This window comes from Paenibacillus rhizoryzae, assembly GCF_059686995.1.
Window position 1 is genome coordinate 684,403 of sequence record NZ_JCAALT010000004.1, and the last position, 24,991, is coordinate 709,393.

Here is a 24,991-nt window from a genome sequence, read left to right on the forward strand (position 1 = left end):
AGAACATAAATAAGCCGCCCGAGTACCAAGACTCGGACGGCTTTTTTGATCCCTACGCGTTCATCGCGGCTGGCTCTTCCTCATAATTGTCGCCAAACTGCTGCTGCTCGCGAAGCAGCTGCCATTGATCGCGGCATGCCCGGATCATGGAAGCATCCTCAATCCGCTTGTCATTGACGACACGCGAGAACCATTTTACTGCTGTTTTCGGCTCGCCGATCCGCCGATTCAGCTCCCCAATCAGGTACATCAGTTTCGCATTGTTGAGTGAACCGCCTTCTGTCTCAAATACAGCGACGTAAGCATCCAGTGCATGGCGCAGAAACCGCAGCTCCTGCTCCTTCATATTCTCGTACCGATACAGCCATGCAATATGATGAAGGATACCCGCTATGACACGCTCCTTCTCGTTGATAATGCCAGCGCAGAGGAGCGCAAGCTTGTAGCATTCCAGCGCCTGCTCCTTCGTACGCGTGCCGCCGTAATCGCGATAACTCCAGCGGCTTCCCACCGTCTCCTGATAGAGGCGTTTCTGCGCTTCCGTCATGGCTGTTTTGCCGTTCTCGGTTGAAGAGAATCCGCATCGCGGACAAACACGCACGACATAGAAATCAGGATTGCATTCCGTCTTGTAGTGGGAACAGAAATCGGTGTCCCGGCCGGATGGTTTCTTAAAGCTTGGGCGTACACGTGACGTCTTGTAGGTGGACTCACAGCAAATACATGTAATTGAGGTTAAATAAAGTGGATCCATTTCGTCACGTCTCCCTATTGTTATGGTTGTTGATTAACAAAGTGATGAGCCGGTCCTGATAAACGGTCAAGCATGGCTTCCTGCAATTGGGCAGGCAAGTCTGTTTCGGCAAGGGCTTCCCGCATGCAACCAAGCCAAGCCTCCGCATGTTCTGGTGTTATAGGAAATGGCATATGCCTTGCCCGCATCATGGGATGTCCGAATTCATCGGAGTACAAAGAAGGACCGCCGAAGAACTGAGTCAGAAACATCGTCTGTTTCTCCATGACTGGTTCAATATTCGCCGGAAATAGGGGGCCAATCAATGGGTTCTTCAAAACCTTAGGATAGAAGGATTCTACGATGCCTTTAATTCCGGCAACGCCTCCGACAGCTTCATATATAGTACTATAGTTATTCATCGTCATTACTCACTCCGTTTTGTAGGTCTTTTGTAGCATTTCACTTAATTATTTTAACATAAAATATGAACCTATAGGCGCACAAAAAAATGCCCTCTAGGAAGAGGGCATTACGGCAGTAGGTGTTGGTACGAATAAGAGTCGGGAATATCAGCTTTCGTAATCCTCTTCTCCGGGAGCCATCAGGGACTCACGGATGACGTAGATGAATGCGCAGACGAGGATGCCAGCAATTATACTCATTAGTCATCACCTCAAGGCGTTCGATTGATGTAAGACAATTGTAGCATACCCAGAATAAAAATAACATCTAGTTTTGCAAGCGTTTTCTAAACTTTTTTACCCTATTTCCGGGCTTTTTAAGCCCCCTTTACACCCGCTATACAAAAAGCATTCTTTCGGACAAGTGATGTTTGTCCTCTCCCGCACATATAGCAATAGTAGTAAGCATTTACGATTTCAAGGAGGGCCTCTGCGTGCATGTCGTTCGCTACTTGCTTCGCCCGTCAATTATCCCGGCTTGGTCAGCCGTTCTGCTCGTTCTGCTGATGATCGGCTTTCCCGCTGAGGCGCTGGGAGCTTCCATTCGGGGGCTATCCATCTGGTGGGAAGTGCTGTTTCCGGCCCTATTCCCCTTCTTCGTGATTTCGGAGCTGCTGCTTGGACTGGGGATCGTACATTTTTTCGGTAAAATATTGGATCCGCTCATGCGGCCGCTCTTTCGAATACCCGGGATAGGGGGTTTTGTTGTGACGATGGGGTACGCATCCGGTTACCCTGTCGGGGCAAGACTTACGGCCCAGCTCTGGGAACAAAAGCTCATCAACCGGTCGGAGGGCGAGCGGCTTGTGGCGTTTACGACAACCTCTGACCCCATTTTCCTCATCGGCGCTGTTTCCGTCGGTTTCTTCCACAATGTCGCGCTTGCACCGGTGCTGGCTGCAGCTCATTATGGCGGAGGCCTCATTATCGGGCTGCTGATGCGATTTCATGACCGTAAGGCGGAGTCGACGCTCCCCGCAGCGCCTAGCAGCACCGGGGGCAAGGGCAGCAGCAACGCAGCTGGAAAGCGAAAAAGCCGCCTCTCCGAGGCCATACACGCAATGCATTTCGCACGCTTAATGGATGGACGCACATTCGGCGTTCTCCTTCAAGATGCCATACAGGCTGCGCTGCGGCTCATGATCGTAGTTGGCGGTCTCGTCGTTGTCTTCTCCGTGATCATGGAGCTGCTGAGACAGGCTGGGGGCATCAATGTGTTGGCGCAAGGCGTCCAGTCCTTGCTCAGCCTGATTCATGTTCCGCCTGCTCTCTCTGACGCCGTGGTGAACGGCATCTTCGAAGTTACGCTCGGCGCTCGTTCCGCAGGAGCGGCAGTCAGCAGCGGCCTCGTCCACCAAGCGGCGATCGCCGCATTCATCCTCTCCTGGGGCGGTTTGTCCGTCCATGCCCAAATCGCCAGTCTCCTCAGCCATACGGATCTGCGCTATAAGCCTTTTCTGCTCGCTCGATTATTACACGGCTGTATCGCCACTTGCTTAATCTATCTGCTTTGGGGTGCGCTCGGTCCGGCGCTTTGACATTGAATTCGCCACAGATATCCGCTATGATTCAAGTATTAACTGCGCGGAAGGGGCGCCTAGATTTGAATTATGTCGTAATTGACAGAGGTGATAAGTTATCGAAAGAGCTTGTCACTCGTTTTCATGAGCTTGCAGCAGCACGAGGATTAACGCGCAATGATGAGAGTCCGGAAATGGTCATCTCCATTGGCGGCGACGGAACGCTCTTGAAAGCATTCCACACGTATGTCGACAGAATCGATGACCTTGCTTTTATCGGTGTACATACCGGTCATCTCGGATTCTTCGCCGATTGGAAAGCCGACGAACTGGAAGAGCTGGTCCGCATGATGGCGGAAAGTGAGCCGCGCATCGTACGATACCCGCTTGCCCAGATCGAACTGGACACGGACGCAGGCAAAGTGACCCATACGGCACTGAACGAATTTACGCTTAAAGGCCTGGACAATATGTTAGTCGCACAAATTAACGTCAATGATGAGATGTTTGAAATGTTCCGTGGAGACGGCATTGTCGTCTCGACACCATCAGGCAGTACGGCTTACAACAAAAGCTTAGGCGGGGCGATCATTCATCCATCGATCGAATCGCTGCAGCTGGCTGAAATTGCATCCATTAATAACCGAGTTTACCGGACGCTGGGTTCTTCACTCGTCCTGCCACAGCACCATCACTGCGACATTATTCCACGCAAAGATCAGCGGCTGCAGCTAACTGTTGACCAGCTTACCATTAAACGGGACGATATCCGCGCCATTCGGTGCAGCGTGGCTTCACGCAAGGTTAGCTTCGCACGCTACCGTCCATTCCCGTTCTGGAACCGGGTGCGCGAAGCGTTTCTTGGTTACGACGTGAAATAGATGAACCATTTTCGCGCCTATCTGCAAATTGTTAAACCCTATCGCTGGCTGATTGCGATTACGCTGGTGATTGGCATCGTTAAATTCGCGATTCCGCTGACGCTTCCCTTGTTTCTCAAATATGTCGTCGACGATGTGCTGCTTGCTACTCTCTCGGTTGACGACAAAACCTCAAAGCTGTTTAAAGCTGTGGGGCTGGCCTTCTTACTTTTCGTTGTGGTTCGATATCCGGTTGAATATTACCGTCAATATTTCGCGCAGCTGACAACGAGCCGCGTGCTTTTTGACTTACGTAATAAGCTCTACGCTCATTTACAGCGATTATCCATCCGGTTCTACCAGAATCGCAAATCCGGCGAGATTATCTCGCGGATGATGAATGACGCCGAACAGACCAAGTCGCTCGTCGAGACCGGTCTGATGAACATCTGGCTGGATATGTTCACGCTCGTCATTGCGCTTGTCATCATGTTCAATATGAACGTCACGCTGACCTTTGTGGCTATCGCCATTCTGCCATTCTACGGCTATGCGGTGAAGAAGCTTTACAAACGGCTGCGAGGTTACTCGCGCTCAAGATCGCAAGCGATGGCGGAGATGCAGGGCTATCTCAATGAGCATGTGAACGGCATTCCTGTTGTGAAGAGCTTCACATTGGAAGCCTATGAACAGCAGCAATTCGGCAATCGGAACCAAACGTTTCTGGAGCGCGCTTTCGCCTTGACTCGGTGGAATGCGCTCACGCAATCCATCATTAATACGCTGACTGAAATTGCACCACTGCTGGTGCTGGCGTGCGGCGGTTATTTTGTCGTGCAGGAATCGCTTACGCTAGGCGAATTTGTCGCCTTTTACGGCTATCTCGATCGGTTATATGCGCCGCTACGCCGGCTCGTCAACTCGTCCACTGAGCTCACTCAAGCATCTGCATCGCTGGAACGCGTAATGGAGCTGCTCGGCGAGCAGGCTGAAATCACGGATGCGCCGGATGCCGTCCCTCTACGTGCGGTGCAAGGGGATATACAATTCCGCAATGTATCGTTCCGCTATCAGAATGAATCCGACTGGGTGCTGCGCAATATCGACTTGCACATTCCAAAGGGCCACACCGTTGCGTTAGTCGGTATGAGCGGAGGCGGCAAATCTTCACTGGTCAGCTTGCTGGCACGCTTCTACGACACGCAAGAGGGCGAAATCACGATTAACGGTCAGCCCATTCGCAGCGTGACGCAGCATAGCCTTCGTTCGCAGATCGGGATGGTGCTGCAGGATAACATCTTGTTCAGCGGCTCGGCCCGCGAGAATATTCTGCTTGGCAATCCGGAAAGCACGGAAGAGCAGATTTATGACGCGGCCAGACGAGCCAATGCGCATGAGTTCATCATGTCGCTGCCCAAAGGCTATGACACGGAAATCGGCGAACGAGGCGTCAAGCTCTCAGGCGGTCAGAAGCAGCGGATCGCGATTGCCCGCGTATTCCTGAAGGATCCCGCTATTCTCGTGCTGGACGAGGCCACCTCGGCGCTTGACTTGGAATCCGAGCACGCTATCCAGGAGTCGCTCGCGGAGCTCTCGCAGAACCGAACAACGCTTGTCGTGGCGCACCGGCTCTCGACGATTACGCACGCTGACCTCATCGTCGTGATCGAGCATGGCCGGATTGTGGAGCAAGGCCGCCATGAGGAGCTGATGCGTAACGGAGGAGCTTACGCCAGGCTGTATAATGTGCAGTATTTATAGCTGTTATTTGGATACCCTGCCCTCTTATACACGGGCAGGGTATTATTTTAACTACATGGAGCACCATCACATTCATCCTGTATAACAAAAAAAGGCCAGCCTCGAAAGTGTAATCACTTTTGAGACTGGCCTTTTATTTAATGTTTAGGGCTCTGATCCTTGCCGCCACGCCCTTGAGGCGGATGGGAAGGGTTCTCCGATGCGGCCGCAACGGGAGCCTTCTGGTTAAAATGAGGGCGCTTGTTGCGATTCCGTTCCGGCCGGTCCGGACGTTCATTGCGGTCCGAACGCTGCTCGCCGCCGCGATCAGGGCGCTCATTGTTGTTGCGCTCCCCACGTTCGCTGCGTTCCCCGCGTTCACCACGTTCATTGCGCTCGCCGCGTTCATGACGCTCGCCACGCTCCGGACGCTCATTCTGGTTGTTCCGCGCAGCCGGCTTGCCATGCTCGCGATCCTTATTAAACGGCTTACGTCCCTCGCGAGGCGTTTCCTTCTCCGGATCCTTCGCCGCATCCTTACGGTTGCTGTTGCGCTGCTGCTCTCTGCGTTGATCGCGTTCATGCCGCGGCATGAACTTCACCTGCTGGTGCTCCGATACCGGGGCATCTGCGGCCTGACCGGCAGCGACCGCACGGGAGGCGGTTACATAAGCTTCCACGCCATCAGCCGTTTCATAAGCTTCGCCATCGTGATCTTCGGTCAGATCGCCGTCTTCTCCGGATTTCGCACCACCGGGCTGCTTCTCCAGCACGAAGTAGGCGCATCCAAAATTACAGTACTCATTAATATAATCCGTCATCGAGGAGAACGCGCTCTCGCGCGTCACCTTCGGATGATTATCACGAAAGAATCCCTTGAGCCGAAGCTGATTATATCCCCAATCACCGATTACGTAATCGTATCGTTCCAGTACTTCACTGAATCGCTCTCGAAAGGCTTCGAAATTCCAGCCGTTTCTGTTCTCATGTATTAATTCGTAGGTTCTGCCGCTGATATGGATCAAGTCTGCTTCTCACTCCTTCTCACAGGGATGCAGGCTCGGCCTGTGCTGCGGATTTCACTTGCTCATGCGCGTGATATGAGCTGCGTACGAGCGGTGCCGATTCCACATGGCTAAAGCCGCGTTTGAGTCCTTCTTCTTTAAGCTTCGCGAATTCGTCTGGATGCACATATCGCTCAATCGGCAAGTGGTTTGGTGAAGGCTGCAAATATTGTCCAAGGGTCAATATATTGCAATCCACCGCACGCAGATCATCCATTGCCTGCAAAATTTCGTCCCATTCCTCGCCAACGCCAAGCATAATGCTGGACTTTGTCGGAATATTCGGCTTCATTTCCTTGGCGCGCTTCAGCAGCTCCATCGAACGAGCATACTTTGCCTTTGCACGCACACGGTTTGAAAGCCGGGCAACGGTTTCAATATTATGGTTGAGAATATCCGGATTCGCATCCATAACCGCTTGCAGCGCGTCCCAATTGCCCATAAAATCCGGAATCAGTACTTCTACGCTGCAGAAAGGCAGTCGCTTACGGATAGCTTTAATCGTCTCAACGAAAATCATTGCGCCGCCGTCAGCCAGATCATCGCGTGCAACCGAAGTCACAACGCAGTGTTTCAAGCCCATCTGCTCAGCGGCTTCCGCTACGCGTTCCGGCTCTTGCAAATCGAGCTCGGTCGGTAAGCCTGTCTTCACTGCGCAGAATCGGCATGCACGCGTACATATATCGCCTAGAATCATGAACGTGGCCGTCCGATTCGCCCAACATTCATAAATATTTGGACAACGCGCTTCTTCACATACAGTATGCAAAGTTTTGGTGCGCATCATCTCTTTAATTTCGGCATAATTGCCGCCTGTCGCTAATTTGATACGAAGCCAATCCGGCTTCGGCGCTCTTTCGGTGAGCTTTGTCTTCATGGAAGGTGTACCTGCTTTCTGTAATCTCTGCGTCTTATTATAGCACGTTTCGGATAAAAACCAATGATTTGCAAATCATAACAGCAGGGCAGTTCAAACCAATTGCACCCATTTCAGACATTCGACCGAAACCTTAAATGAAAGTTTTGCTAGTTGGCGCGTGTGGAGGCTGATACATCTGAGATCATTTGTAATACGCCTATTCTTGGTGATGTTGGTGATGGCAGGGCTTCTGCAAGGCACCGCGGCTTACGCGGGTGCGAAAAGCGCGGCGCCGAAAGACGATGCTTACGCCAAAAGAAGAGAGCTTTACGATGAAATCAGCATCGTTACGCGTATTCCCTGGTACCGTCTGGCTGCCGTTGATCAGTACGAGCGGACAATAACCAAAGCCCGCCCCAAGACAAGGGAGCAGCTGGGACAATACATCGGGATCTTTATGACCGAGAGTGCTTGGGCCGGTGTACTTAACCCTGATATGACCGATGAGTCACCCGCTTCAATTCGGTGGTTCAGCGGGCTTGGCGTTGATGGAGACGGAGACGGGCGTGCGATGCGCACGAATGACACAGATTTACTGTATTCTGTAGCCAATCATTTCATGCAATTCGGCACAGAAGAGGATGATTTTTCCATTGGTTTGTGGCAATATTACCACAATACCAGAGCGGTGCAGCGTATCCGCCAGTTCGCTCGCATTTATGCAACCTACGGTACGCTGGATTTGTTCGAGCATGCTTTTCCCGTCCCAATCGGAACCAATTATTCCTACAAGGGAACGTGGGGAACTCGCCGCAGCTGGGGAGGCTACCGGATTCATGAAGGAACCGATATTTTTGCAAACCATGGTGTTCCGGTTCGCAGCACCTGCTACGGCATTATTGAGATAAAGGGCTGGAACCCTTATGGAGGCTGGCGTCTTGGCATCCGAGACCTCAATAATTACTATCATTATTATGCGCATCTGTCCGGCTATGACAAGACATTAGCCGTTGGCAGCGTCGTAAAGCCCGGCCAAGTTGTAGGTTGGGTCGGCAGCTCCGGATATGGCAAGCCCGGGACGCAAGGGAAATTCCCTCCTCACTTGCATTACGGTGTATACCGCGATCGCGGGCTTGTGGAGTGGTCATTCGATCCCTACCCGATGCTGAAGCAATGGGAGCGAGAAGAGCGGCGTAAAATGCGTAAGAAGTAACGAAAGAGCGCTGATCAAAGGCCCTTAGCCTTGATTAGCGCTCTTTCGTTAGGGTTCGTTTGTCGGCGCAAGCGTCGGCACATCATCCGTACCGCCGCTATTTGCCTCTCCGTCATGCGTCTGCGTTGTAGTAGACACACCATCCCCGCTTTTCTCCATCGGCAATGAAATATTCGGCGCGCCGGGAGCGGAATCACCGACCGGATTGCCTTTGTTATCGTAATAGTACATTGGCACATCGCCTACTACGAGCAGATACGAAATGGGGATTTCGGTTTCCACGAGCTCCGGCTTCGTATCAAACGGGATAATAATCGATACCTCCGCCACAATGTGCATATAGACCTCAACCAGAATCATATTGATCCCGGCATCCTTCTGGCGCGTGTTCAAATCAACCTTAACCGCTCCGATCGGTTCAAATTTCACCGGGATCCTCGGACCAAACGAAGCGATAATGGCGCTGCCGAGCGCCTGGCCAAGCGGAATCCGCTCCGGAATTTCGCCCATCTTGTTCAGCGTCGATTGCACCGTATCAATGGTCTCGGACGTGATCCGCATATGCTCGGCATAGTTGAGCATGAAGCCGGAAATTTTGCCGCTGGCATTCGTTTTCCAATCAATCAGCTTATCCGCATTGGAGTTCCCGGCGACCTGTTCCGTAATTGCTTTGTTGATCGATTGCGTAGCCACCTGCTTCACGCGCACGGTAGCGACGGTCATAAGCGGGCCTTGCAAGTTGCGTTCAATGAAGATAAACGTCTGAGCGAAGAACAGTATAAACAGCAGCATCAAGAAGATCAGCAGCTTACGTCTGCTTATCTTCTTCCCAGGTTTACCAGACGATCGGCGCCGCCTGCCGCTGCTTCGCCAGCCCCGTCTTCCCCATTTGCGCATGCGACGGCCTCCTTCGTTAGCACGCTCTCCCGCATTCCCATTCCAAGCTAGCTTATGCGGAGACCGTCCAAAAAAGAAGACAACTACTACAGCTCAAGCAATCCCATTTCAAGACAAGCGGTAACCGACAATTTACGGACGCCGGTCGTAAATCTGATTTCAATAAACTCCGATCCGACTGCGATCAGCTCCCCGCTGCCAAACACGCGATGCTTCAGCTGTTGACCCTTCTTCAAAGAAGCAACGCTCTTCAGCGCATTCGGATTTGGCGGCACAAACGACTGCGCCGAGCTGGTAACCGTCACCGTACCGGAAGATTTGCGGGCAGTTGAATACCTTTTCTGTCCGACAGCGCCGCCAGTCGTGCTGGTTGCCGCGACTTCCGCCGATGCCGCCCTCGCTTGTTCAGCACCCGGAGGCGTCTGAAGGTTACGAACAGCCGTCACGAATTGGGATTCCTTGACCTCTTCCCCGTCCCGCTGACCGTAGGTCAGCAGCACAAGCTGCTGCTTCGCCCGCGTCATGCCGACATAGAACAGCCTAACCGCTTCTTCCATTTCCGGCGAAATTTCGCCTTCCACCTTCTTCATATCATCGTTAGACGGGAGAATTCCGTCGATCAGATCGATGATATAGACGCGCTCAAACTCCAAGCCCTTGGCGCTGTGCAGCGTGGAGAACGTGACGGCATTGGCGTTCTTGTTGCGTTTGGACGCCTTCATGACCGCTTCCAGATACTTGAGCCGATTCGCGAAATCCTCCAGCGTCTCCAGCCCCACCGCAATATCCTCAAGCGTGTTGAGAATGCCGATCAGATTCTCTTTGCGGAAGCCGAGCCGCTCGCACATTTTCTCCAGCGCCTTCTCATACCCAAGCTTGTAGCGGATCGTACGAATCGCCGACTGGGGAGCCGTCTCCTTCAGCGAAGCAAACGTATCTTTGCAATCCTGCAGCTGCTTCGGCTGGTAATCTTGCAGCGGCACGAATCGAATCAAGTTGTCGAAGACGGACTCGTTATTCTGAATTTGATTGAGCGCCGCCATTTGCGTTTTGGTAATATAGCCGTTCAGCTTCGTATGGATTTTCTCCAGCAAATCCGGCCTCTTGTCCGTATAGGCCATTCGCATAAAATTTAGGATATCCTCCAGAATCCAATGCGAGAAAAAACGGTTATCCCCGTCCTTCATATAGAACGGAATGCCTCTTCGGTCAAATTCGTTCATGAGTGAGATGGATGAAGAATTGTTTCGATACAATACGGCTGTCTCTCGCAAATGCTCAATTAGCGCCACTTTGTCTGCGACATACTTAGCCTGCACCTTGTAATCAGCCAAACTCTTGATTTGAATCGGCCGGTTGCTGGGATTGCGCGTAAACATTTCTTTATCATAACGGTTCTGATTTCGTTTGATGAACCGGTTTGCAATGCTGACAATATTCCGCGAGGAACGGTAGTTCTGCTCCATTTTCAGTATCGCGGCATCCGGATACACCTCTTTGAAATCGAGCAAATATTGCGGTTCAGCCGCGCGCCAAGTATAGATACTCTGATCATCGTCGGCGACGACGCACAGGCAGCCATGTCTGCGCACCAGTTTCTCGATAATGGCGTGCTGCACCAAGGAAGTATCCTGGCTTTCATCTGTCAGCACATAATCGAATTTGTTCTGGTACTTCCAGAGGAGCTCGTTGCTCTGCTCCAATGCGCGGTTCGCGATGACGAGCATATCGTCATAATCCACGAGAATCTTGTCGGTTCGCGCACGCTTGAATGCTTCGTACTCCTTCAATAGAAGGGCAGCATCCGGAACATCGCATTTCACACTCGCCCATTCGGCTTCGGGGACCAGCTTATTCTTGATAAAGCTGATATAGGTTGTGAGCTCTTCCATCTGCTCTTCCGTAATGTTGTCGCCGCGAACCTTTCGGTAAAGATCCCGAAGAATCAGCTTCTTATGAAGAGGCGGATTGTTCTCATCGAACCCGCCGGTTTGCTCGTTCTCGCCTTCGCCGACTTCTATCTCTACTGCGCCTTCTATAATTTGAAAGGAAGTTTGCGAGCGCCGCAAATATTCCCGCATCACTTCGAATGCAAGACTATGTATGGTAGAGAAATCGACACTGCCGGAAGGCATCTCCGGGAAAAACCGACTAAATCGGTCCTTCATATCCTGCGCGGAAGCTTTGCTGAACGTGACCGCCTTAATACGCGAAGGATGGACACGTTTCACTTCTATTAAGTAGCCGATTCGCATGATAATTGTTGTGGTCTTCCCTGAACCAGGCGAAGCCAGCAGCAGCAGCGCACCTTCCGTATGCATCACTGCCTGCTTCTGCACCTCATTGAGCGCAACGCCAAGTTCCTCTTTCTTTCTAGCGAAAAAATCTATCGTTCCTGCCATTTCCGAAATGTTCCTTCCATTCCATAAACATTAAAATTCCCTCTGACGCGGCTGCGGGAGGGAATATAGTCGTCGACCGTCTATGATTGTATAGAACAAGTATCTCTCGTTTGCTCCCCTGTCCGCAATAGTTATTTTCTGCCTTCGGCGCTGCGGCCCCTTAACCTTAGCTTAGCAATGCCCCACAGCAAGAGGGGCACGCCTACGCAATGAAACGGAAGCAGATACGGAATGGCAATTTTTTGCGGGAAATAGACCGAGCTTTCGACGAAGTCTCGTGGTATAAAGGCAAGCAGCAGCACGAATGGCGCTACCCCCCATATGAGTCGCTTCCACTTTTTCACCCCCAGCCACTGGGCGGTCCCATAGGTGCTGACGAAGAAATAGAGCGAGACTTTAAGAAACACGCTGATAATCCAGATGGCGACGACAAGCGAGTCCAGATTTTGCAGAAAATCAAAATACGTCATGTAACGGATTAAGTTGAAAAACGGATAGGTCAGCCCCGCCCCTGAGCCATAACCCATGACTGCCACTATCAGAAATGTCGAGATGCACGTCAACAAACCTGCCGCCCCTACACCAAGCATGGCCGGTTTCGTACCCGATTTCGGATTCGAAACGAAGGCAAACAGCATGATAAGTATGATGCAATCGCCTAAGAAAGTCGTCGTCGGGAGTGAGCCTAGAATGATCGTTTTGATTCCCGTATCGCTATAAACCGGGAGAATGTGATTCCAATTAAAGCCTTTGGAGCTCAAGATGAGCGGCACGAAGATGCCAAGCAGAATGAACGGGCCGAATACCTCGCTGCTGCGCGCAATGACTTCTATTCCGGCATTCGCCACATAGATCGCGACAAAGAGCATACCGAGAATCGGAACGATCATGGGCGTTCTCGGCAATATCGTGGCAGCAATAAACTCCGCATATTGGCGTAAGATGATCGCGAGAACACCGTACCAGTATAGGAAATACAGGAAGATGATCACATGACCTGCCCATTTGCCGACAATGAGCAGCACATATTCCACAAAGGTCTTTCCGGGGTACAGTTGACTGAGCCGCGCGCTCACAAAAGCAATAAATACGCCAAAGACGCTTGCAAGCACCATCGACAGCCAGGCATCCTGCTTGGCTGTCTCAAGAGCCGGGTTAATCGTCAGCAATATGGTCATGCCTGCTTGCATCGTCGCGATCAACCAGAACAGCTGCTTGCCTCTTATCCGCATCTCTTTCATGATTGTCCCTGCCCACTGCCAATAAGCAGCCGTCCAAGCTGGCCAAACCACAGCTCCATAAGTTCCGAAGGACCTGGCAGCCGAGGATAGACATACAGCAGCGCGCCAAGCCCAAATCCAATCGTCAATAACGAAAAATAAGCGATCCGCTCTTTCCTCGGAGCATTGCGTACCCAATACCACTGTAGAACGCTTACGATTAAACTGCATGTCAATAAAGCGGGAATGGATTTCCAAGTCATAGCCTCTGCTCCTAATCGCTAGATCTTGCTCTCACATTAGCCAATCCCGGACGCAGCAAGACGGCATCCGGCTCAATCTTAACCTCCACTTTCGGGAACTGCTCATCCCAGTCCTTCTCAGTTCGGTGCCATATTTGCGGATAAGCCCGGTGAAATTCACCTGCAAAATCAAATACATCCGCCTGCATCCCCAGTTGAATTCGTTTAAGCGCATTTCTGACCTGCTTCTTCATGTCCTGCTCAAGCGCAAGCTCCACTTTCCTGACACCTGCTTCACTTGAAGCCAAATTGATGCCGGTCGCATTCTGCAGGGTATCGTTCTCCGAATGGATTCGTACCGTCATACTCCACTTTCCATCACTGATATGCGGGATGAGCTTGGTTTGACTTCTCAGCATCTGAACGGATATGTTCCCATCTTCTCCTTTCGGAACGACCGTTACGACCGCATACTCGATTTCATTGCGCAGCCACAGCAGGCCTCTCGTTGTTTGCTCGTCAACGAGGCCGACCATACGGCCGCCTTTGAAAATTGCCGTTCCATTCTGGTATCGGGCCGATCCGATGTTCGCTGAATTGGGCGGCTTAAGCTCCCTCAGCCACGGCAAAGCAAAGGCATCGACCTTCTCAGTCAACATTTCGGAGACCTCAGCCAGCGTAAAGCTCATGTTGGCTTTGCTCTTAGCGAGTTCCCGCAGCACTTCAGATGTATCCCGCTCCAATGTAGACTGGAATGCCAGCACACTCTTCGCCTTGTTACGGCAAACATAAATATAGGCACGTTCTCTTGGCTGCGGTGCCCGCATGAGATAATCCACATCGTCACGGATGCCTAGTTTGGCCGCTCCCTCACCAAATATGATCACTTCGGCATGTCCCCAGAACAGTTTCCTCGAAAGCTTGTCCTGCATATGGGAGAGGGCATCGGCAATATTCACCCCGGTTGATGTAAGCACGAATGTATTGGATGTCCCGTTCCCGCCCTTATCTCCCATGCCCATCCCGCCTCCGCCTGCGGCTCTTGGCACATAAATTTGCAAGGACAAATCGACTTCGTTACTGTTTGTCCTATCGATTGCTGCTCCCGTAATCAGCGCAAGATCGTTGATTTCGATACGGTCCCAACAACCCGTGAGCATTAGCAGCCAGCACGCGCACAAGACTTGAAGGAGTATACGAGACCGCCACTTAGCTTTCATGCCGTTTCCTCCCCTTGAGGATCGCGATTAGGAGCAGCAAAGAAGGAACAAGCAATTGCAGGAGAAAGGTCAATACAGGCACGCTGGTACCCAAGGAAACACGCAGCATTTGATAGTTCGGTGCACACCATATACTGACGAGGATAACCAGCAGCCCGATAGGCGCAATGATCGTACGATAATTCGGCAGCTTCAGGAATTGGGCGGTCCACAGAACCGTCCCATAGAAATTAACGGTCACCTTAATGAAAATGCCAATCAGCCACGTTGCCATCAGCAAGGATTCGATATGTTCCAGGAAGTCCGATAACGAAATATAGCGAACCGCGACGAGAAACGGATAGTTGAAACCTTTGGTTAAGTTCCCGAACATGAACAGAATGGAAAGGTTAATCAATACCATCGTAATGGTGACTGATGCTACGCTGATCAGCGACCATTTGAGCGTCTGGCCTTTTTTCTTAGTCAGATAAGGCAAGAACATCGAGAGTATGAAGTACTGTGAGAACCACGAGGCAGGTAGAATCGAACCTCTAAGCAAGGGAAGCGGCCCGTGCTCCATCATCGGGAACATTTCCTTCCAACTCATATCCGGGATCATAATAATGAGCATCGCGAGGATAATGATGAGCGCAATCGGAATGAGCAGCTGAGCTGCGCGAGCCCATACCTCGAGCCCCATATACAGGGCATATGCACAAACCAACATCAGACAAATGACGATCACGATCATCGGCGTCTGAATGAGAAAGGTTGTGGCAATAAATTCGCCATATTGGCGAAGCACCATCGCATTGGTATAAATAATCGATACCACATAGATCAGCGCTAAGCACTTGCCCAGATAACGCCCCAGAATCGATTCGATATATTCGATAAAGGTTTCATACGGGTACCTGAGATGCAGTGCGTACATAAGAACGACCATCAAGCAGGCGAATGCACCTGCTAAGATCGGAGTTGCCCACATATCGCGGCCCGCTGTTACCATTGATATAGCCGGCGCGCTTAATACCAGCGTTGCCAGAATATAGGGATGCATAAGAAAGGACAGCTGCAGCTGCGAAATGCGACCTTTCTCTATCATGGCGACTCATTCCCTTGGGGCGGACCCGGCTTCTGGCCTGCCGCCACTCTCGTCTTGTTTAGCGCATTCTTCGACAGATAAGGTCTCTTGCGCATCATCCAAATCGGTGCGCGCACCAGCACATCCTTCAGCTCGCTGCCTTTCATCGGCGCAAGAGGCTGCAGATATGGAACCCCAAGGGAGCGCAGGGAGCACAGATGAATGACGACCACAATAACACCGAGCATGAGCCCAAGCAGACCCAACATGCCGGATAACACCATGATCGGGAAACGAAGCATCCGAATCGCAATTCCGCTGCTGTACTGCGGCATCATGAAAGAGGCGATGCCCGTAATGGCAACCACCATGACCATCGGTGCAGATACCAATCCGGCCGAAGTTGCAGCTTGTCCGATTACCAACGCACCGACGATACTAACGGCGGCGCCGACTTGCCTCGGCAAGCGTACGCCCGCTTCGCGGAGCGCCTCAAATGATATCTCCATGAGCAAGGCCTCCACAAGCGCAGGGAATGGGATGTCCTCTCTGGACTTCGCGATGCTGAGCAGCAGCGAGGTTGGAACCATCTCTTGATGAAACGTCATGATCGCTACATAGAGGGACGGCAGAATGAGCGTAATGATAAAGAAAAGGTAGCGAAGCCACCGGATGAACGTTCCGATTAGGAACCGCTGATAATAGTCCTCCGGCGATTGCAGCATCGTGAACAGTGTTGCAGGTGCAATTAACGCGAACGGCGTACCATCCACCAGAATAGCAACTCGCCCCTCCAGCAAGGATGCGCTCACGACGTCGGGCCGCTCCGTTACTTGAATTTGCGGAAAGGGGGAGAACGGATTGTCTTCAATTAACCCTTCGATGTATCCGCTCTCCAATATCCCGTCAATGTCAATCCCCTCAATACGCTCGCGCACCTCTGCGATCAATGATGGCTCCGCGATGCCTTCGATAAACGAGATGAGCACTTCCGTGCGGGTATGGCGTCCGAGATAGTAAGGAACCATTTTGAGCGCAGGCGTTTTGATTTTGCGGCGAATCATAGAGGTGTTGACACTGATTGTCTCGGTAAACCCTTCCCTTGGTCCTCGAACGACTGCTTCCGCTCCAGGCTCCGTGATAGAGCGCTTTTCCCACTGGGCAAGTCCAACTGAAATCCCCTGGCTCACGCCATCAATAAGAAGGAGTCCGCATCCATTGGATAAACATGCGATCGCATCCTCCAGTTCATGGTGATCCACCATTAGCGACATGGTCAGAATGGAAGCAAGCCGATCCGGCGTCATGTCTCCGGCCGATTCTTCAGGCATCTGCAGCAAGGGCCTGATGACATGCTGATCCAGTATGTCGACATTTACTAAACCATCAATATATACAACGAAAGCTTCTGTCTTATTGCCAATCAAAAATTCGCGGAACATCACATCTTTGCAATCCGAGTAAACGTCATGCAGCAATTTATTATTATCAGCCAGCACGGTGGAGAACTGCTGCGATTGTGTTGGTGCATCCATAGGCAGGCTCCTTGTAAGTAATACATTAATTTTTTCCATAATGCACCTGTGATAAACGCAAGGCCGCTTCTAAAGTAGTGTTGTCTTGGTTCCGACGGCAGCAAAACTGCCGTCTCGTCATGTAGAATGTCATCTCCTGGTGAGGTGAACTACTATTGCTCATGTCCTCGGATTTCCGCCGATGAAAATCACTAGATTAGCTCTTACACTCATTTCGCCAAATTGCCGCTGATGTAGATCCCTAGCGGAGCTACTTGCACCCATTCCACCGGATTAGCGCTGATGTAGATCTCTAGACGAGCTACTTTCACTCATTTTCCCTATTTTCCATCGATGTAGATCCCTGGATAGGCTACCCTTCTACTATTTCTCCGAGATACCATCAATGTAGATCCCTAGACAAGCTACTTTCTTTCATTTCCCCGACTTACCGCCGATGTAGATCTCTAGGTGAGCTACTTTCTCCCATTCCACCGGATTACCGCATATGTAGATCTCTAGACGAGCTACTTTCACTCAGTTTCCCTAGCTACCATCGATGTAGATCCCTAGACGAACTACTTTACGGCTCTTGAACGGTAACCAGGACTTCTCTTTGGCCCTAAACCTCCATTGCCCGACCATGAGCGGCACCCAGTACCTTTCTTTGGCCCTAACCACCATTGCTCGATCATGAGCGGTACCTAGTACCACTCCTCGAATCTCCAGCTCCCCGCCGGATCGCGCAGCCCATCCCGAGCGCACAAAAAAAACTGCCCCAAAAGTGTTACATACACTTTTGGGGCAGCTTCTTCTCAACTATAGCAACTAGCTTTGCAGCGGATAGTGACATGCGGCTTGCCGATCATCAATGATGACGCGCAGCGCCGGCTCCTCGGTCTTGCAACGCTCCTGCGCGAATGGACAGCGCGGGTGGAAGCGGCAGCCCGAAGGCGGATTGGCCGGAGACGGCACATCGCCTTCTAAAATAATGCGATCCTTCTTCCGCTCCGTTGTCGGCTGCGGAATCGCCGATAGCAGCACCGACGTATAAGGATGAAGCGGTTTGGCGAACAGCTCTTCTGTTGGCCCTACCTCAACCATTTTGCCCAAATACATGACCCCTACACGATCGGAGATATGCCGAACGACGTTAAGGCCGTGTGCAATGAACAGGTACGTCAATCCTAATTCCTTCTGCAGCTTCACCATCAGATTGAGCACCTGCGACTGAACGGAAACGTCCAGCGCCGATACCGCCTCATCGGCCACGATAAATTTGGGATTGAGCGCTATTGCCCGGGCAATGCCGATCCGCTGACGTTGACCGCCAGAGAACTCATGCGGGTACCGATTGCGGCGCGATGCATCCAAACCGACCAGCTCCATCAATTCCACGACGCGATCATCGATTTCCTTAGGCGTCATTCTGCGGTGAACCTTGAGCGGCTCGCCGATCAAATCTCGAACGAGAAACCGCGGGTTCAAGGAACCGAACGGATCTTGGAAGATGATTTGCATCTCTTCGCGAAGCTTGCGAAGCTCGCTGGTTCCAACCTCTTGAATGTTACGGCCCTCGAATTTAATTTCTCCGGCGGTTGCCTGCTTCAAATTAAGCAATACACGGGCAAGCGTAGACTTGCCGCAGCCGGACTCGCCTACGAGACCGAAGGTTTCGCCTGCCCGGATGCCAAATGATACGTCATCGATCGCTTTAACCTGTCCTACGACACGGTTCAGCAGGCCGCTCTTAATCGGGAAATATTTCTTCACGTTGGAGGCTTCAATCAAATATTGGCCGCTCATGAATGTGCCACCTCCACCTTGCTCTTAATCGTCACTTTCAGCTCTTGACTGCTGAATGCACCAGGCCTTGGATCTGCCCCATCATGATCATCCAGCCAGCATGCAGCTTTATGTCCCGATGCTGAGGTCTGCATAGCAGGCTCTTTATGACGGCAAATATCCATAGCATACGGACAGCGAGGATGGAAACGGCAGCCCTCCGGCAGCTGGCTGATTGGCGGAATCGCGCCCTTGATCGTATACAGATCACCGCCCCGTTCCCCTTCCAGGCCCGGAATGGATTTCAGGAGCCCAATCGTATACGGATGACGAGGCCCATCGAAAATTTCCTGCACCGTTCCTTCTTCCACAACGGTCCCCGCGTACATGACTGCAATACGGTCTGCCACTTCAGCCGCTACGCCCATATCATGGGTAATGAGCAGCATCGACATGTTGAACTCGTTCTTCAGTTGGAGCAGCAAGTCCAGAATTTGCGCCTGAACCGTTACGTCCAGCGCCGTTGTCGGCTCATCTGCAATAAGCAGCTCCGGGTTGCAGGCGAGCGCCATTGCGATGACGACGCGCTGACACATCCCTCCGGACATCTCATACGGGTACTGCTTCGCGCGAATTTCCGGTGCCGGAATGCCGACGCGGCGCAGCATCTCAATGCTTTGCTTCCAAGCTTCTTTCTTCTTCAAACCTTTATGAATACGCAGCGCTTCTGAGATCTGGTCACCTACCGTAAAGACCGGGTTAAGTGCAGACATCGGATCTTGGAAGATCATCGTGATCAAATTGCCGCGGATTTTGAGCATTTCGGATTGTTTCTTCTTCACTAGGTCGTGACCGTTAAACAGCACTTCACCATCTACAATCAAGCCGCCCGCATAATCGATGAGACGCATGACGGACATCGCCGTAACGCTTTTGCCGCTGCCGGACTCGCCGACGACGCATAGCGTTTTTCCTTTTTCCAAATCGAACGAAACACGATCCGTCGCCTTGGCTAAACCTCTATCAGACAGAAAGCCAGTTGTTAAATTCCGGATTTGGAGAATTTTTTCCGCCATCTGTCTAGCCTCCTTCGAGGTAACGTTGTCTTTCTAGGATCCAAGCCATCACGAATGCCATCGCCGATAAAGTTAACCGCCAGCACGACAAGCAAGATGCATAGCCCCGGATAAATCGCCTGAAGCGGATCGGTCAGCATAAATTCCTGCGCGTTGCTAAGCATCAATCCCCAGCTGGTATTCGGCGTCTGAACGCCAAGTCCAAGGTAGGAAAGGGCCGATTCGCTCAAAATCGCTCCGCCTACCATCAGCGTTGCCGTAACGATGATAGGAGCCGAAGCGTTGCGAAGCAGGTGTCGGAAAATAATGCCAAGGTCAGATACGCCCGTAGCTTTAGCTGCCTCTACATACTGCATTTCGCGAAGCTGCAAATACGTACCGCGGACAAGCCTGGCTACGCCCATCCAGCTCGTTAAAGCAAGAACCAGAATCATGTACGTGATCTTCGAGCCAAACATCGCCAGGATCAAAATGTTCAGGAACAGCGTCGGAATCGAGTTCATGACATCAACGAAACGCATGGCAATCGTATCCACCCAGCCGCCGAAGTAGCCGGCGAACGCACCGACAAGCGTACCGATAAATACGGATACAAACGCAACCAAGAAACCAACCAAAAGCGAGATCTGGGAGCTGTGCAGCAGCCTGGAGAAAATATCTCGGCCCAGCTCATCCGTGCCAAGCAGATGACCATCCGTCCCTGCCGGCAAATTCGGAAACATCATATCGATGCGCGTCGGGTCATAAGGCGAGAACCAATTTGCTCCAATCGCCGCAATGACAAATATAGAAAGGATCACAAGACCGGTAACGGCAAAAGGGTTCGTGCGGAACTTCTTCCAAGCGGTCTTCCACGGCCCGTCGGGACGCTTGTCCACGGCCGCTTGGGTACCGGAGGCTGACTTCTTCTCAAGAACTGCGTTACTCATGATGCCGCGCCTCCTTTAGAGCCTAATTGCACCCTTGGATCGACAACCGCGTACAAAATATCAGCAATCAAATTGCCGACTACGACGATAACCGATACAACCAGCGTAATGGACATCAGCACGGAGTATTCCCTTGCTACAGCCATGTCTACGAATAGGCGTCCCATTCCCGGCCAGTTGAACACGCGCTCTGTCAGCGCGGCTCCGCCCACCAGAATCGGCAGGTCGAGACCTAGAATCGTAATGATCGGAATCAGTGCATTGCGCAGGGCGTGACGGAAAATAACCCTTCCCTCTTTCAGCCCTTTCGCACGAGCGGTACGAATGTAATCCTGGTTCAGTACCTCCAGCATACTCGCACGCGAGTACTTCGTGTACGCTGCCAGAAATCCGAGCGTCAGCACGGATACCGGAAGAATCAAATGCATGAACAGGTCGCCGAGGTTGCCCTCTTTGCCCATTGTATACATGTCCGATAAAGGCAATAAATCAAGCTTGAGCGAGAAATACTCCTGCAATATAATGCCAAACCAGAACGTCGGCATCGCGAATCCGACATAGGAAACGAAGTTCGCCGTCTGGTCGGAAAGTCCATATTCGGCTGTGCTGTTATAAATCCCCCAAGGGATTGCGATCAATAGCGAGAAGAGCCAAGCAACGCCCATCAATACCATCGTGTTTTGCACAGTTGGCCATAGAATATCGCCAACCGGAATGTGATTCTTAAACGTATAGCCGAGATCGCCCGTAAGCAAATTGCCTAACCAAATCGCATATTGTACAAAGATCGGACGATCAAGCCCCAAATTATGTGCTTGAATCTGTCCAGCTTCCGGTGATAAGCCAGGCGCCAAAAATATCTTCGTAGGTCCGCCGGGTGCGGCGTGAATCATGAGGAACGTAAGAATCGAAATTAAAAATAATACAAGGACGGATTGCAGTGTTCGGCGTATCATATATTCAGTCATTCCAGCGCCCCCCCTTTTACTGAACACAGGAGAAGGGCCTGTTGGCCCTTCCCCTGTTCAGCTATGCAGTATGATTGTCAAGCCTTATTCTGTTGCCCACCAGTTGATTGCATGGTACAAGTAGCCGTAGCCAAGGGACGATTCCGGTTTGTCTTCTTCAGCCCAGTGGATCTTCGTGCCGTCTACAACTTGCGGAAGACCATATTGGTACAAGAATACATAGGGAAGGTCAACCGAGATTTGTTTGCCGATTTCATGGTACACGTTAGCGCGCTCTGTTTGATCGGTAGTCAATTGACCTTTCGTCCACAAAGCGTCGATTGCTTCGTTCTTATACCAGCCGCCGTTTTGGCCGGTTGGCGGGAAATATTTCGAAGAGAAGATGCTCTCTGCATCCGGATCCGGGTTAGACAGGGACCAGGAAAGCAGAATCGCAGGGAACTTACCAGGCGTGATGTTTTGGTCGATCCATGTTGCAAAGTCAATGCCTTTAGGTGTTACTTCAACGCCAACATCCTTCAGGTTTTGCTGAATGATTGCGGCAACTTGCTCACGACGGCTGTTGCCGGCGTTGTATTGCAGTTCGAAGGAGAAGCGGTGTCCGTCTTTCACAAGGATACCGTCTTTGCCCGCTACCCAGCCATCTTCAGCAAGAAGTGCTTTCGCCTTCTCAGCGTCATAAGCGTAGTTTACTGCTTGGTCACCCGGATCTGCCCATGAACCTGGCAGGAATGGCGAGTTCATCAGTTTACCGGTGCCTTTAAGAACATTATCAACCATGCCTTGACGGTTCAGTGCAGTAGCAATGGCTTGACGTGTTTTTTGACCTTTGAACGGTGAATATTTATCAGGGAAGTTCTCATCCTTGAAGTTGAATTGTACATATTCGTATTGCGGACCCGGAGCAAGAATCACGTTCAGATTCTCTTTCGCCTTAATCGCATCGATTTGGGTAACCGGAATCGCTTCAGACATTTGAATATCGCCTTTGATCAAGGCCTGTACTTCCGTGTTTTGATCGGCGTAAATTTTGTAGATGATTTTAGCCAAGTGCGGCTTCTTCTCACCCCAGTAGTTCGGGTTCGTTTCCAGCGTAATGTATTGGCCTTGTTTCCACTCGGTCATTTTCCACGGACCGCTTGTAACGGTTTTCGCAGGATCTACGCCAAATGCATTTTTGCTCAATTCCTTAACCGGTACATCCTTCAAGATGTGGGAAGGAACAAGGGAGCTGGCAAGCGTGTATTGGAATGGTGCATACACTTGCTTCAGTTTGAATTCAATCGTCGTATCATCGACTTTCGTAATGGTATCGATTTTGTCGACCGTGCTGATACCAGGTGCGCCGGCATCAGGGTTACGAACCGTGTTGAAAGTGAAGAGAACGTCGTCTGCGGTAAGCGGCTGACCGTCGTTCCATTTTGCTGTGCTTTTGATTTTGACTGTATATGATTTGCCGTCTGCACTGATTACCGGAAGCTCGGCAGCAATCGACCAAGGCTCAACAACCAGGTTGGCATTGCGGTCTACGTCGTATAGCTTGGCGTTGATTAGTGTTTCAACATCGCCGGAAGAAGTGTCATTGATATAAATAGGGTTTACGGAGACGATATCGGAGAATGTGCCGATCGTCATTGTTCCGCCGTCTACAGGCGTGTTTGGATCAGGAGTCGCGGGTGTTTCAGTCGTAGTAGTGTCGGTGTTCGTGGTCGTGTTCGTTGCTTCAGTTGTGTTAGCAGGTTTGTTGTTCGTTGTTGTATTGGCGTTGTTTGCATTGTTATTACCGCTGCAACCCGCCAACATTACGCCAACAAGAGCGATGACAGACAAACAGGAAAACCAATTCGATACCTTCCTCATCTTGTTCATTCCTCCCCATGATCTCAACAAAATGATTTGCATAAATTGACTTTGTTGAAATATACCAAACTATTAGAATTTTCTCAAAACTTTTTTTCGAAATTCATTGCCTTTTCTGAAAACTTTAGAACTTCTTTACCAAGTTTGCCGTCAAACGACCAAATCCCCTATTAAATGACTCCTTTCGAACGCTAGTATTTGATGCTGCAGTTAGGCTGCTTGACTTCGAAATCATTGTAATCGATTTGACATTTACAGTATATTGGGGGAATTTCAGCATGAAAGAAAGCGTTTTTAATACCCCAGTCTTCCGGAGTCTTGCATTTACAAGATTTAAACATGTCATGAGTTGGGGGAATTGGTTGGAGCGGATACTTCGGGCTATTTTCGAAAAATAGTCTTAAAGTAGGTCGCGTGTATCTTTATACAACGGCATTAATTCACTTCAATGCGTTGCCGCGTCGCCTCGAAGCGACAATATTCTTCACCGCGTTTATCGATTACTTCATTAAAGCAGTTGGGTGAATAGTATTTCTTATAGGTTTCGAAACCGTTGGTTTTACTAGTTATTTTAATTTATAGTTTCCAGTTATAGGAATTAGTAAATTCCGGCAGGCAAAATTAAACGCCTCCCTTAATAGGCCGTGCGGAATACGAGTTTGAGCGAGCTGCGTTTGATGTACTCGGTTTATATTCCCGGGTTGCAACACTTTGAATATTTATGCATAACTACTAATTCCTCGAAAAATATCACGAATTTAACGTAAAGTGTGAAGAAATATTACATATGTTTCGTTTTTGATGACAGTTGCATGCGTTGTCTGTCCAAAAAAAAAAAAAAAAAAAACACGAACCGCCAATACGTCCGTTCACGTATTGGCGGTTCTCTTCTTCCTTACAAGGAATTCATTACGCGGTAAATCGTTACAGCCGCTTGAGCTCTGGTAGTCTCGCCTTTCGGGGCGAAGCTGCCATTGCCAAGGCCGTTCATCAAGCCTGCCTTTTGCAAGGCAAGCACAGCTTCTTGCGCGTACGCCGAGATTGCTCCTTGATCCGTGAACGATGCCGTTCCCGCTTCCGGTTTCTTCAGTTGAAGCGCACGGTAGAGAATGACCGCCATATCTTGGCGCGTAATGCTGTCATTCACGCCGAAGCTTCCGTCTTGCTTACCGGTTACGATGCCCAGCTGCTTCGCCGCTGCAATGGCATCCGAGTACCACTGGCCGCGCTTCACATCGCTGAACCCTGTTTCTGTACCCGCCGCCGTTGCTTGCAGATCCAGTGCCTGGATCAGCATCGTAATGAAGGCCGCACGCGTCACTTGTCCTTGCGGTGCGAAGCGGTTGTCCTCAACGCCTT

Annotated in this window: 21 protein-coding genes; 4 read left to right on the forward strand and 17 right to left on the reverse strand. The window is 51.0% G+C overall.

From position 1 onward, the window contains the following. Window positions 1-52 precede the first annotated feature (52 nt). Both AC6ESO_RS15520 and AC6ESO_RS15525 read right to left on the reverse strand, forming a co-directional pair. Window positions 53-754 carry a DUF2225 domain-containing protein gene (locus tag AC6ESO_RS15520; protein ID WP_497092119.1) on the reverse strand — a complete coding sequence of 234 codons (702 nt, stop codon included), beginning with the start codon at window positions 752-754 and terminating at the stop codon, window positions 53-55. A 20-nt stretch (window positions 755-774) separates the two neighbouring features. Then, window positions 775-1,155 (reverse strand): globin domain-containing protein, encoded by a 381-nt coding sequence (locus tag AC6ESO_RS15525; RefSeq protein WP_497092156.1) that lies wholly within the window; start codon window positions 1,153-1,155, stop codon window positions 775-777. 476 nt (window positions 1,156-1,631) lie between these two features. On the opposite strand from AC6ESO_RS15525, the gene ylbJ reads away from it, so the two are divergent. The 3 genes from ylbJ (at window position 1,632) to AC6ESO_RS15540 (ending at window position 5,338) form a co-directional block, all read left to right on the forward strand. Further along, window positions 1,632-2,735, forward strand: coding sequence for a sporulation integral membrane protein YlbJ (gene ylbJ, locus AC6ESO_RS15530; RefSeq protein ID WP_497092120.1), 1,104 nt, complete (start codon window positions 1,632-1,634; stop codon window positions 2,733-2,735). A 65-nt stretch (window positions 2,736-2,800) separates the two neighbouring features. Continuing rightward, window positions 2,801-3,598, forward strand: coding sequence for an NAD kinase (locus AC6ESO_RS15535; RefSeq protein WP_494820222.1), 798 nt, complete (start codon window positions 2,801-2,803; stop codon window positions 3,596-3,598). After that, window positions 3,599-5,338: an ABC transporter ATP-binding protein gene (locus AC6ESO_RS15540; RefSeq protein WP_497092121.1), complete on the forward strand. Its 1,740-nt coding sequence runs from the start codon at window positions 3,599-3,601 to the stop codon at window positions 5,336-5,338. It abuts the gene before it with no gap. A gap of 137 nt (window positions 5,339-5,475) precedes the next feature. Here AC6ESO_RS15540 and AC6ESO_RS15545 read toward each other — a convergent pair whose 3' ends face one another. Both AC6ESO_RS15545 and lipA read right to left on the reverse strand, forming a co-directional pair. Then, the gene (locus tag AC6ESO_RS15545; RefSeq protein WP_497092122.1) at window positions 5,476-6,342 is read right to left on the reverse strand and encodes a YutD family protein; all 867 of its coding nucleotides are present in this window, start codon (window positions 6,340-6,342) and stop codon (window positions 5,476-5,478) included. Between the two features lie 19 nt (window positions 6,343-6,361). Next, on the reverse strand, window positions 6,362-7,258 hold the full coding sequence (lipA, locus tag AC6ESO_RS15550; RefSeq protein ID WP_210662457.1) for a lipoyl synthase: 897 nt from the start codon (window positions 7,256-7,258) through the stop codon (window positions 6,362-6,364). A 211-nt stretch (window positions 7,259-7,469) separates the two neighbouring features. Between lipA and AC6ESO_RS15555 the strand changes: the two genes are divergently transcribed. Continuing rightward, window positions 7,470-8,453: a M23 family metallopeptidase gene (locus tag AC6ESO_RS15555; RefSeq protein ID WP_497092157.1), complete on the forward strand. Its 984-nt coding sequence runs from the start codon at window positions 7,470-7,472 to the stop codon at window positions 8,451-8,453. A 48-nt stretch (window positions 8,454-8,501) separates the two neighbouring features. Here the strand turns inward: AC6ESO_RS15555 and yunB are convergent, their stop codons facing one another. The 13 genes from yunB to AC6ESO_RS15620 all read right to left on the reverse strand — a co-directional run. After that, window positions 8,502-9,350 carry a sporulation protein YunB gene (gene yunB, locus AC6ESO_RS15560; protein ID WP_494820225.1) on the reverse strand — a complete coding sequence of 283 codons (849 nt, stop codon included), beginning with the start codon at window positions 9,348-9,350 and terminating at the stop codon, window positions 8,502-8,504. Window positions 9,351-9,436: 86 nt separating this feature from the next. Beyond that, the gene (locus AC6ESO_RS15565) at window positions 9,437-11,752 is read right to left on the reverse strand and encodes an ATP-dependent helicase (RefSeq protein WP_497092123.1); all 2,316 of its coding nucleotides are present in this window, start codon (window positions 11,750-11,752) and stop codon (window positions 9,437-9,439) included. A gap of 131 nt (window positions 11,753-11,883) precedes the next feature. Next, complete coding sequence (locus AC6ESO_RS15570) at window positions 11,884-12,993, reverse strand: GerAB/ArcD/ProY family transporter (RefSeq protein WP_497092124.1); 1,110 nt, start codon at window positions 12,991-12,993, stop codon at window positions 11,884-11,886. Next, complete coding sequence (locus AC6ESO_RS15575; RefSeq protein ID WP_497092125.1) at window positions 12,990-13,235, reverse strand: hypothetical protein; 246 nt, start codon at window positions 13,233-13,235, stop codon at window positions 12,990-12,992. The genes AC6ESO_RS15570 and AC6ESO_RS15575 overlap by 4 nt, the downstream gene beginning before the upstream one ends. Before the next feature lie 11 nt (window positions 13,236-13,246). Then, the gene (locus AC6ESO_RS15580; protein ID WP_497092126.1) at window positions 13,247-14,434 is read right to left on the reverse strand and encodes a Ger(x)C family spore germination protein; all 1,188 of its coding nucleotides are present in this window, start codon (window positions 14,432-14,434) and stop codon (window positions 13,247-13,249) included. Further along, window positions 14,424-15,521 (reverse strand): GerAB/ArcD/ProY family transporter, encoded by a 1,098-nt coding sequence (locus AC6ESO_RS15585; RefSeq protein WP_497092127.1) that lies wholly within the window; start codon window positions 15,519-15,521, stop codon window positions 14,424-14,426. Before AC6ESO_RS15585 ends, AC6ESO_RS15580 begins: the two co-directional genes overlap by 11 nt. Next, window positions 15,518-17,035 (reverse strand): spore germination protein, encoded by a 1,518-nt coding sequence (locus AC6ESO_RS15590; protein WP_497092128.1) that lies wholly within the window; start codon window positions 17,033-17,035, stop codon window positions 15,518-15,520. Before AC6ESO_RS15590 ends, AC6ESO_RS15585 begins: the two co-directional genes overlap by 4 nt. An 807-nt stretch (window positions 17,036-17,842) precedes the next feature. Beyond that, window positions 17,843-18,820 carry a dipeptide ABC transporter ATP-binding protein gene (locus AC6ESO_RS15595; protein ID WP_494820232.1) on the reverse strand — a complete coding sequence of 326 codons (978 nt, stop codon included), beginning with the start codon at window positions 18,818-18,820 and terminating at the stop codon, window positions 17,843-17,845. Further along, window positions 18,817-19,875: an ABC transporter ATP-binding protein gene (locus tag AC6ESO_RS15600; RefSeq protein ID WP_497092129.1), complete on the reverse strand. Its 1,059-nt coding sequence runs from the start codon at window positions 19,873-19,875 to the stop codon at window positions 18,817-18,819. Before AC6ESO_RS15600 ends, AC6ESO_RS15595 begins: the two co-directional genes overlap by 4 nt. Beyond that, entirely contained in the window at window positions 19,842-20,804 is a 963-nt protein-coding gene (locus AC6ESO_RS15605; RefSeq protein ID WP_497092130.1) for an ABC transporter permease, read from the reverse strand. The genes AC6ESO_RS15600 and AC6ESO_RS15605 overlap by 34 nt, the downstream gene beginning before the upstream one ends. After that, window positions 20,801-21,772 carry an ABC transporter permease gene (locus AC6ESO_RS15610; RefSeq protein ID WP_497092131.1) on the reverse strand — a complete coding sequence of 324 codons (972 nt, stop codon included), beginning with the start codon at window positions 21,770-21,772 and terminating at the stop codon, window positions 20,801-20,803. The genes AC6ESO_RS15605 and AC6ESO_RS15610 overlap by 4 nt, the downstream gene beginning before the upstream one ends. Before the next feature lie 84 nt (window positions 21,773-21,856). Beyond that, window positions 21,857-23,632: an ABC transporter substrate-binding protein gene (locus AC6ESO_RS15615; protein ID WP_497092132.1), complete on the reverse strand. Its 1,776-nt coding sequence runs from the start codon at window positions 23,630-23,632 to the stop codon at window positions 21,857-21,859. 895 nt (window positions 23,633-24,527) lie between these two features. Further along, window positions 24,528-24,991, reverse strand: a 464-nt coding sequence (locus AC6ESO_RS15620; protein ID WP_497092133.1) for an S-layer homology domain-containing protein, incomplete at its 5' end; no start/stop codon positions are given.

What these genes read in the sequence shown, in the direction of transcription:
- AC6ESO_RS15520 (WP_497092119.1), bottom strand. Translation starts at nt 754, where the DNA reads ATGGATCCACTTTATTTAACCTCAATTACATGTATTTGCTGTGAGTCC.
- AC6ESO_RS15525 (WP_497092156.1), bottom strand. Translation starts at nt 1,155, where the DNA reads ATGAATAACTATAGTACTATATATGAAGCTGTCGGAGGCGTTGCCGGA.
- AC6ESO_RS15540 (WP_497092121.1), top strand. Translation starts at nt 3,599, where the DNA reads ATGAACCATTTTCGCGCCTATCTGCAAATTGTTAAACCCTATCGCTGG.
- lipA (WP_210662457.1), bottom strand. Translation starts at nt 7,258, where the DNA reads ATGAAGACAAAGCTCACCGAAAGAGCGCCGAAGCCGGATTGGCTTCGT.
- AC6ESO_RS15555 (WP_497092157.1), top strand. Translation starts at nt 7,470, where the DNA reads ATGTTGGTGATGGCAGGGCTTCTGCAAGGCACCGCGGCTTACGCGGGT.
- yunB (WP_494820225.1), bottom strand. Translation starts at nt 9,350, where the DNA reads ATGCGCAAATGGGGAAGACGGGGCTGGCGAAGCAGCGGCAGGCGGCGC.
- AC6ESO_RS15565 (WP_497092123.1), bottom strand. Translation starts at nt 11,752, where the DNA reads ATGGCAGGAACGATAGATTTTTTCGCTAGAAAGAAAGAGGAACTTGGC.
- AC6ESO_RS15570 (WP_497092124.1), bottom strand. Translation starts at nt 12,993, where the DNA reads ATGAAAGAGATGCGGATAAGAGGCAAGCAGCTGTTCTGGTTGATCGCG.
- AC6ESO_RS15575 (WP_497092125.1), bottom strand. Translation starts at nt 13,235, where the DNA reads ATGACTTGGAAATCCATTCCCGCTTTATTGACATGCAGTTTAATCGTA.
- AC6ESO_RS15580 (WP_497092126.1), bottom strand. Translation starts at nt 14,434, where the DNA reads ATGAAAGCTAAGTGGCGGTCTCGTATACTCCTTCAAGTCTTGTGCGCG.
- AC6ESO_RS15585 (WP_497092127.1), bottom strand. Translation starts at nt 15,521, where the DNA reads ATGATAGAGAAAGGTCGCATTTCGCAGCTGCAGCTGTCCTTTCTTATG.
- AC6ESO_RS15590 (WP_497092128.1), bottom strand. Translation starts at nt 17,035, where the DNA reads ATGGATGCACCAACACAATCGCAGCAGTTCTCCACCGTGCTGGCTGAT.
- AC6ESO_RS15595 (WP_494820232.1), bottom strand. Translation starts at nt 18,820, where the DNA reads ATGAGCGGCCAATATTTGATTGAAGCCTCCAACGTGAAGAAATATTTC.
- AC6ESO_RS15600 (WP_497092129.1), bottom strand. Translation starts at nt 19,875, where the DNA reads ATGGCGGAAAAAATTCTCCAAATCCGGAATTTAACAACTGGCTTTCTG.
- AC6ESO_RS15605 (WP_497092130.1), bottom strand. Translation starts at nt 20,804, where the DNA reads ATGAGTAACGCAGTTCTTGAGAAGAAGTCAGCCTCCGGTACCCAAGCG.
- AC6ESO_RS15610 (WP_497092131.1), bottom strand. Translation starts at nt 21,772, where the DNA reads ATGACTGAATATATGATACGCCGAACACTGCAATCCGTCCTTGTATTA.
- AC6ESO_RS15615 (WP_497092132.1), bottom strand. Translation starts at nt 23,632, where the DNA reads ATGAGGAAGGTATCGAATTGGTTTTCCTGTTTGTCTGTCATCGCTCTT.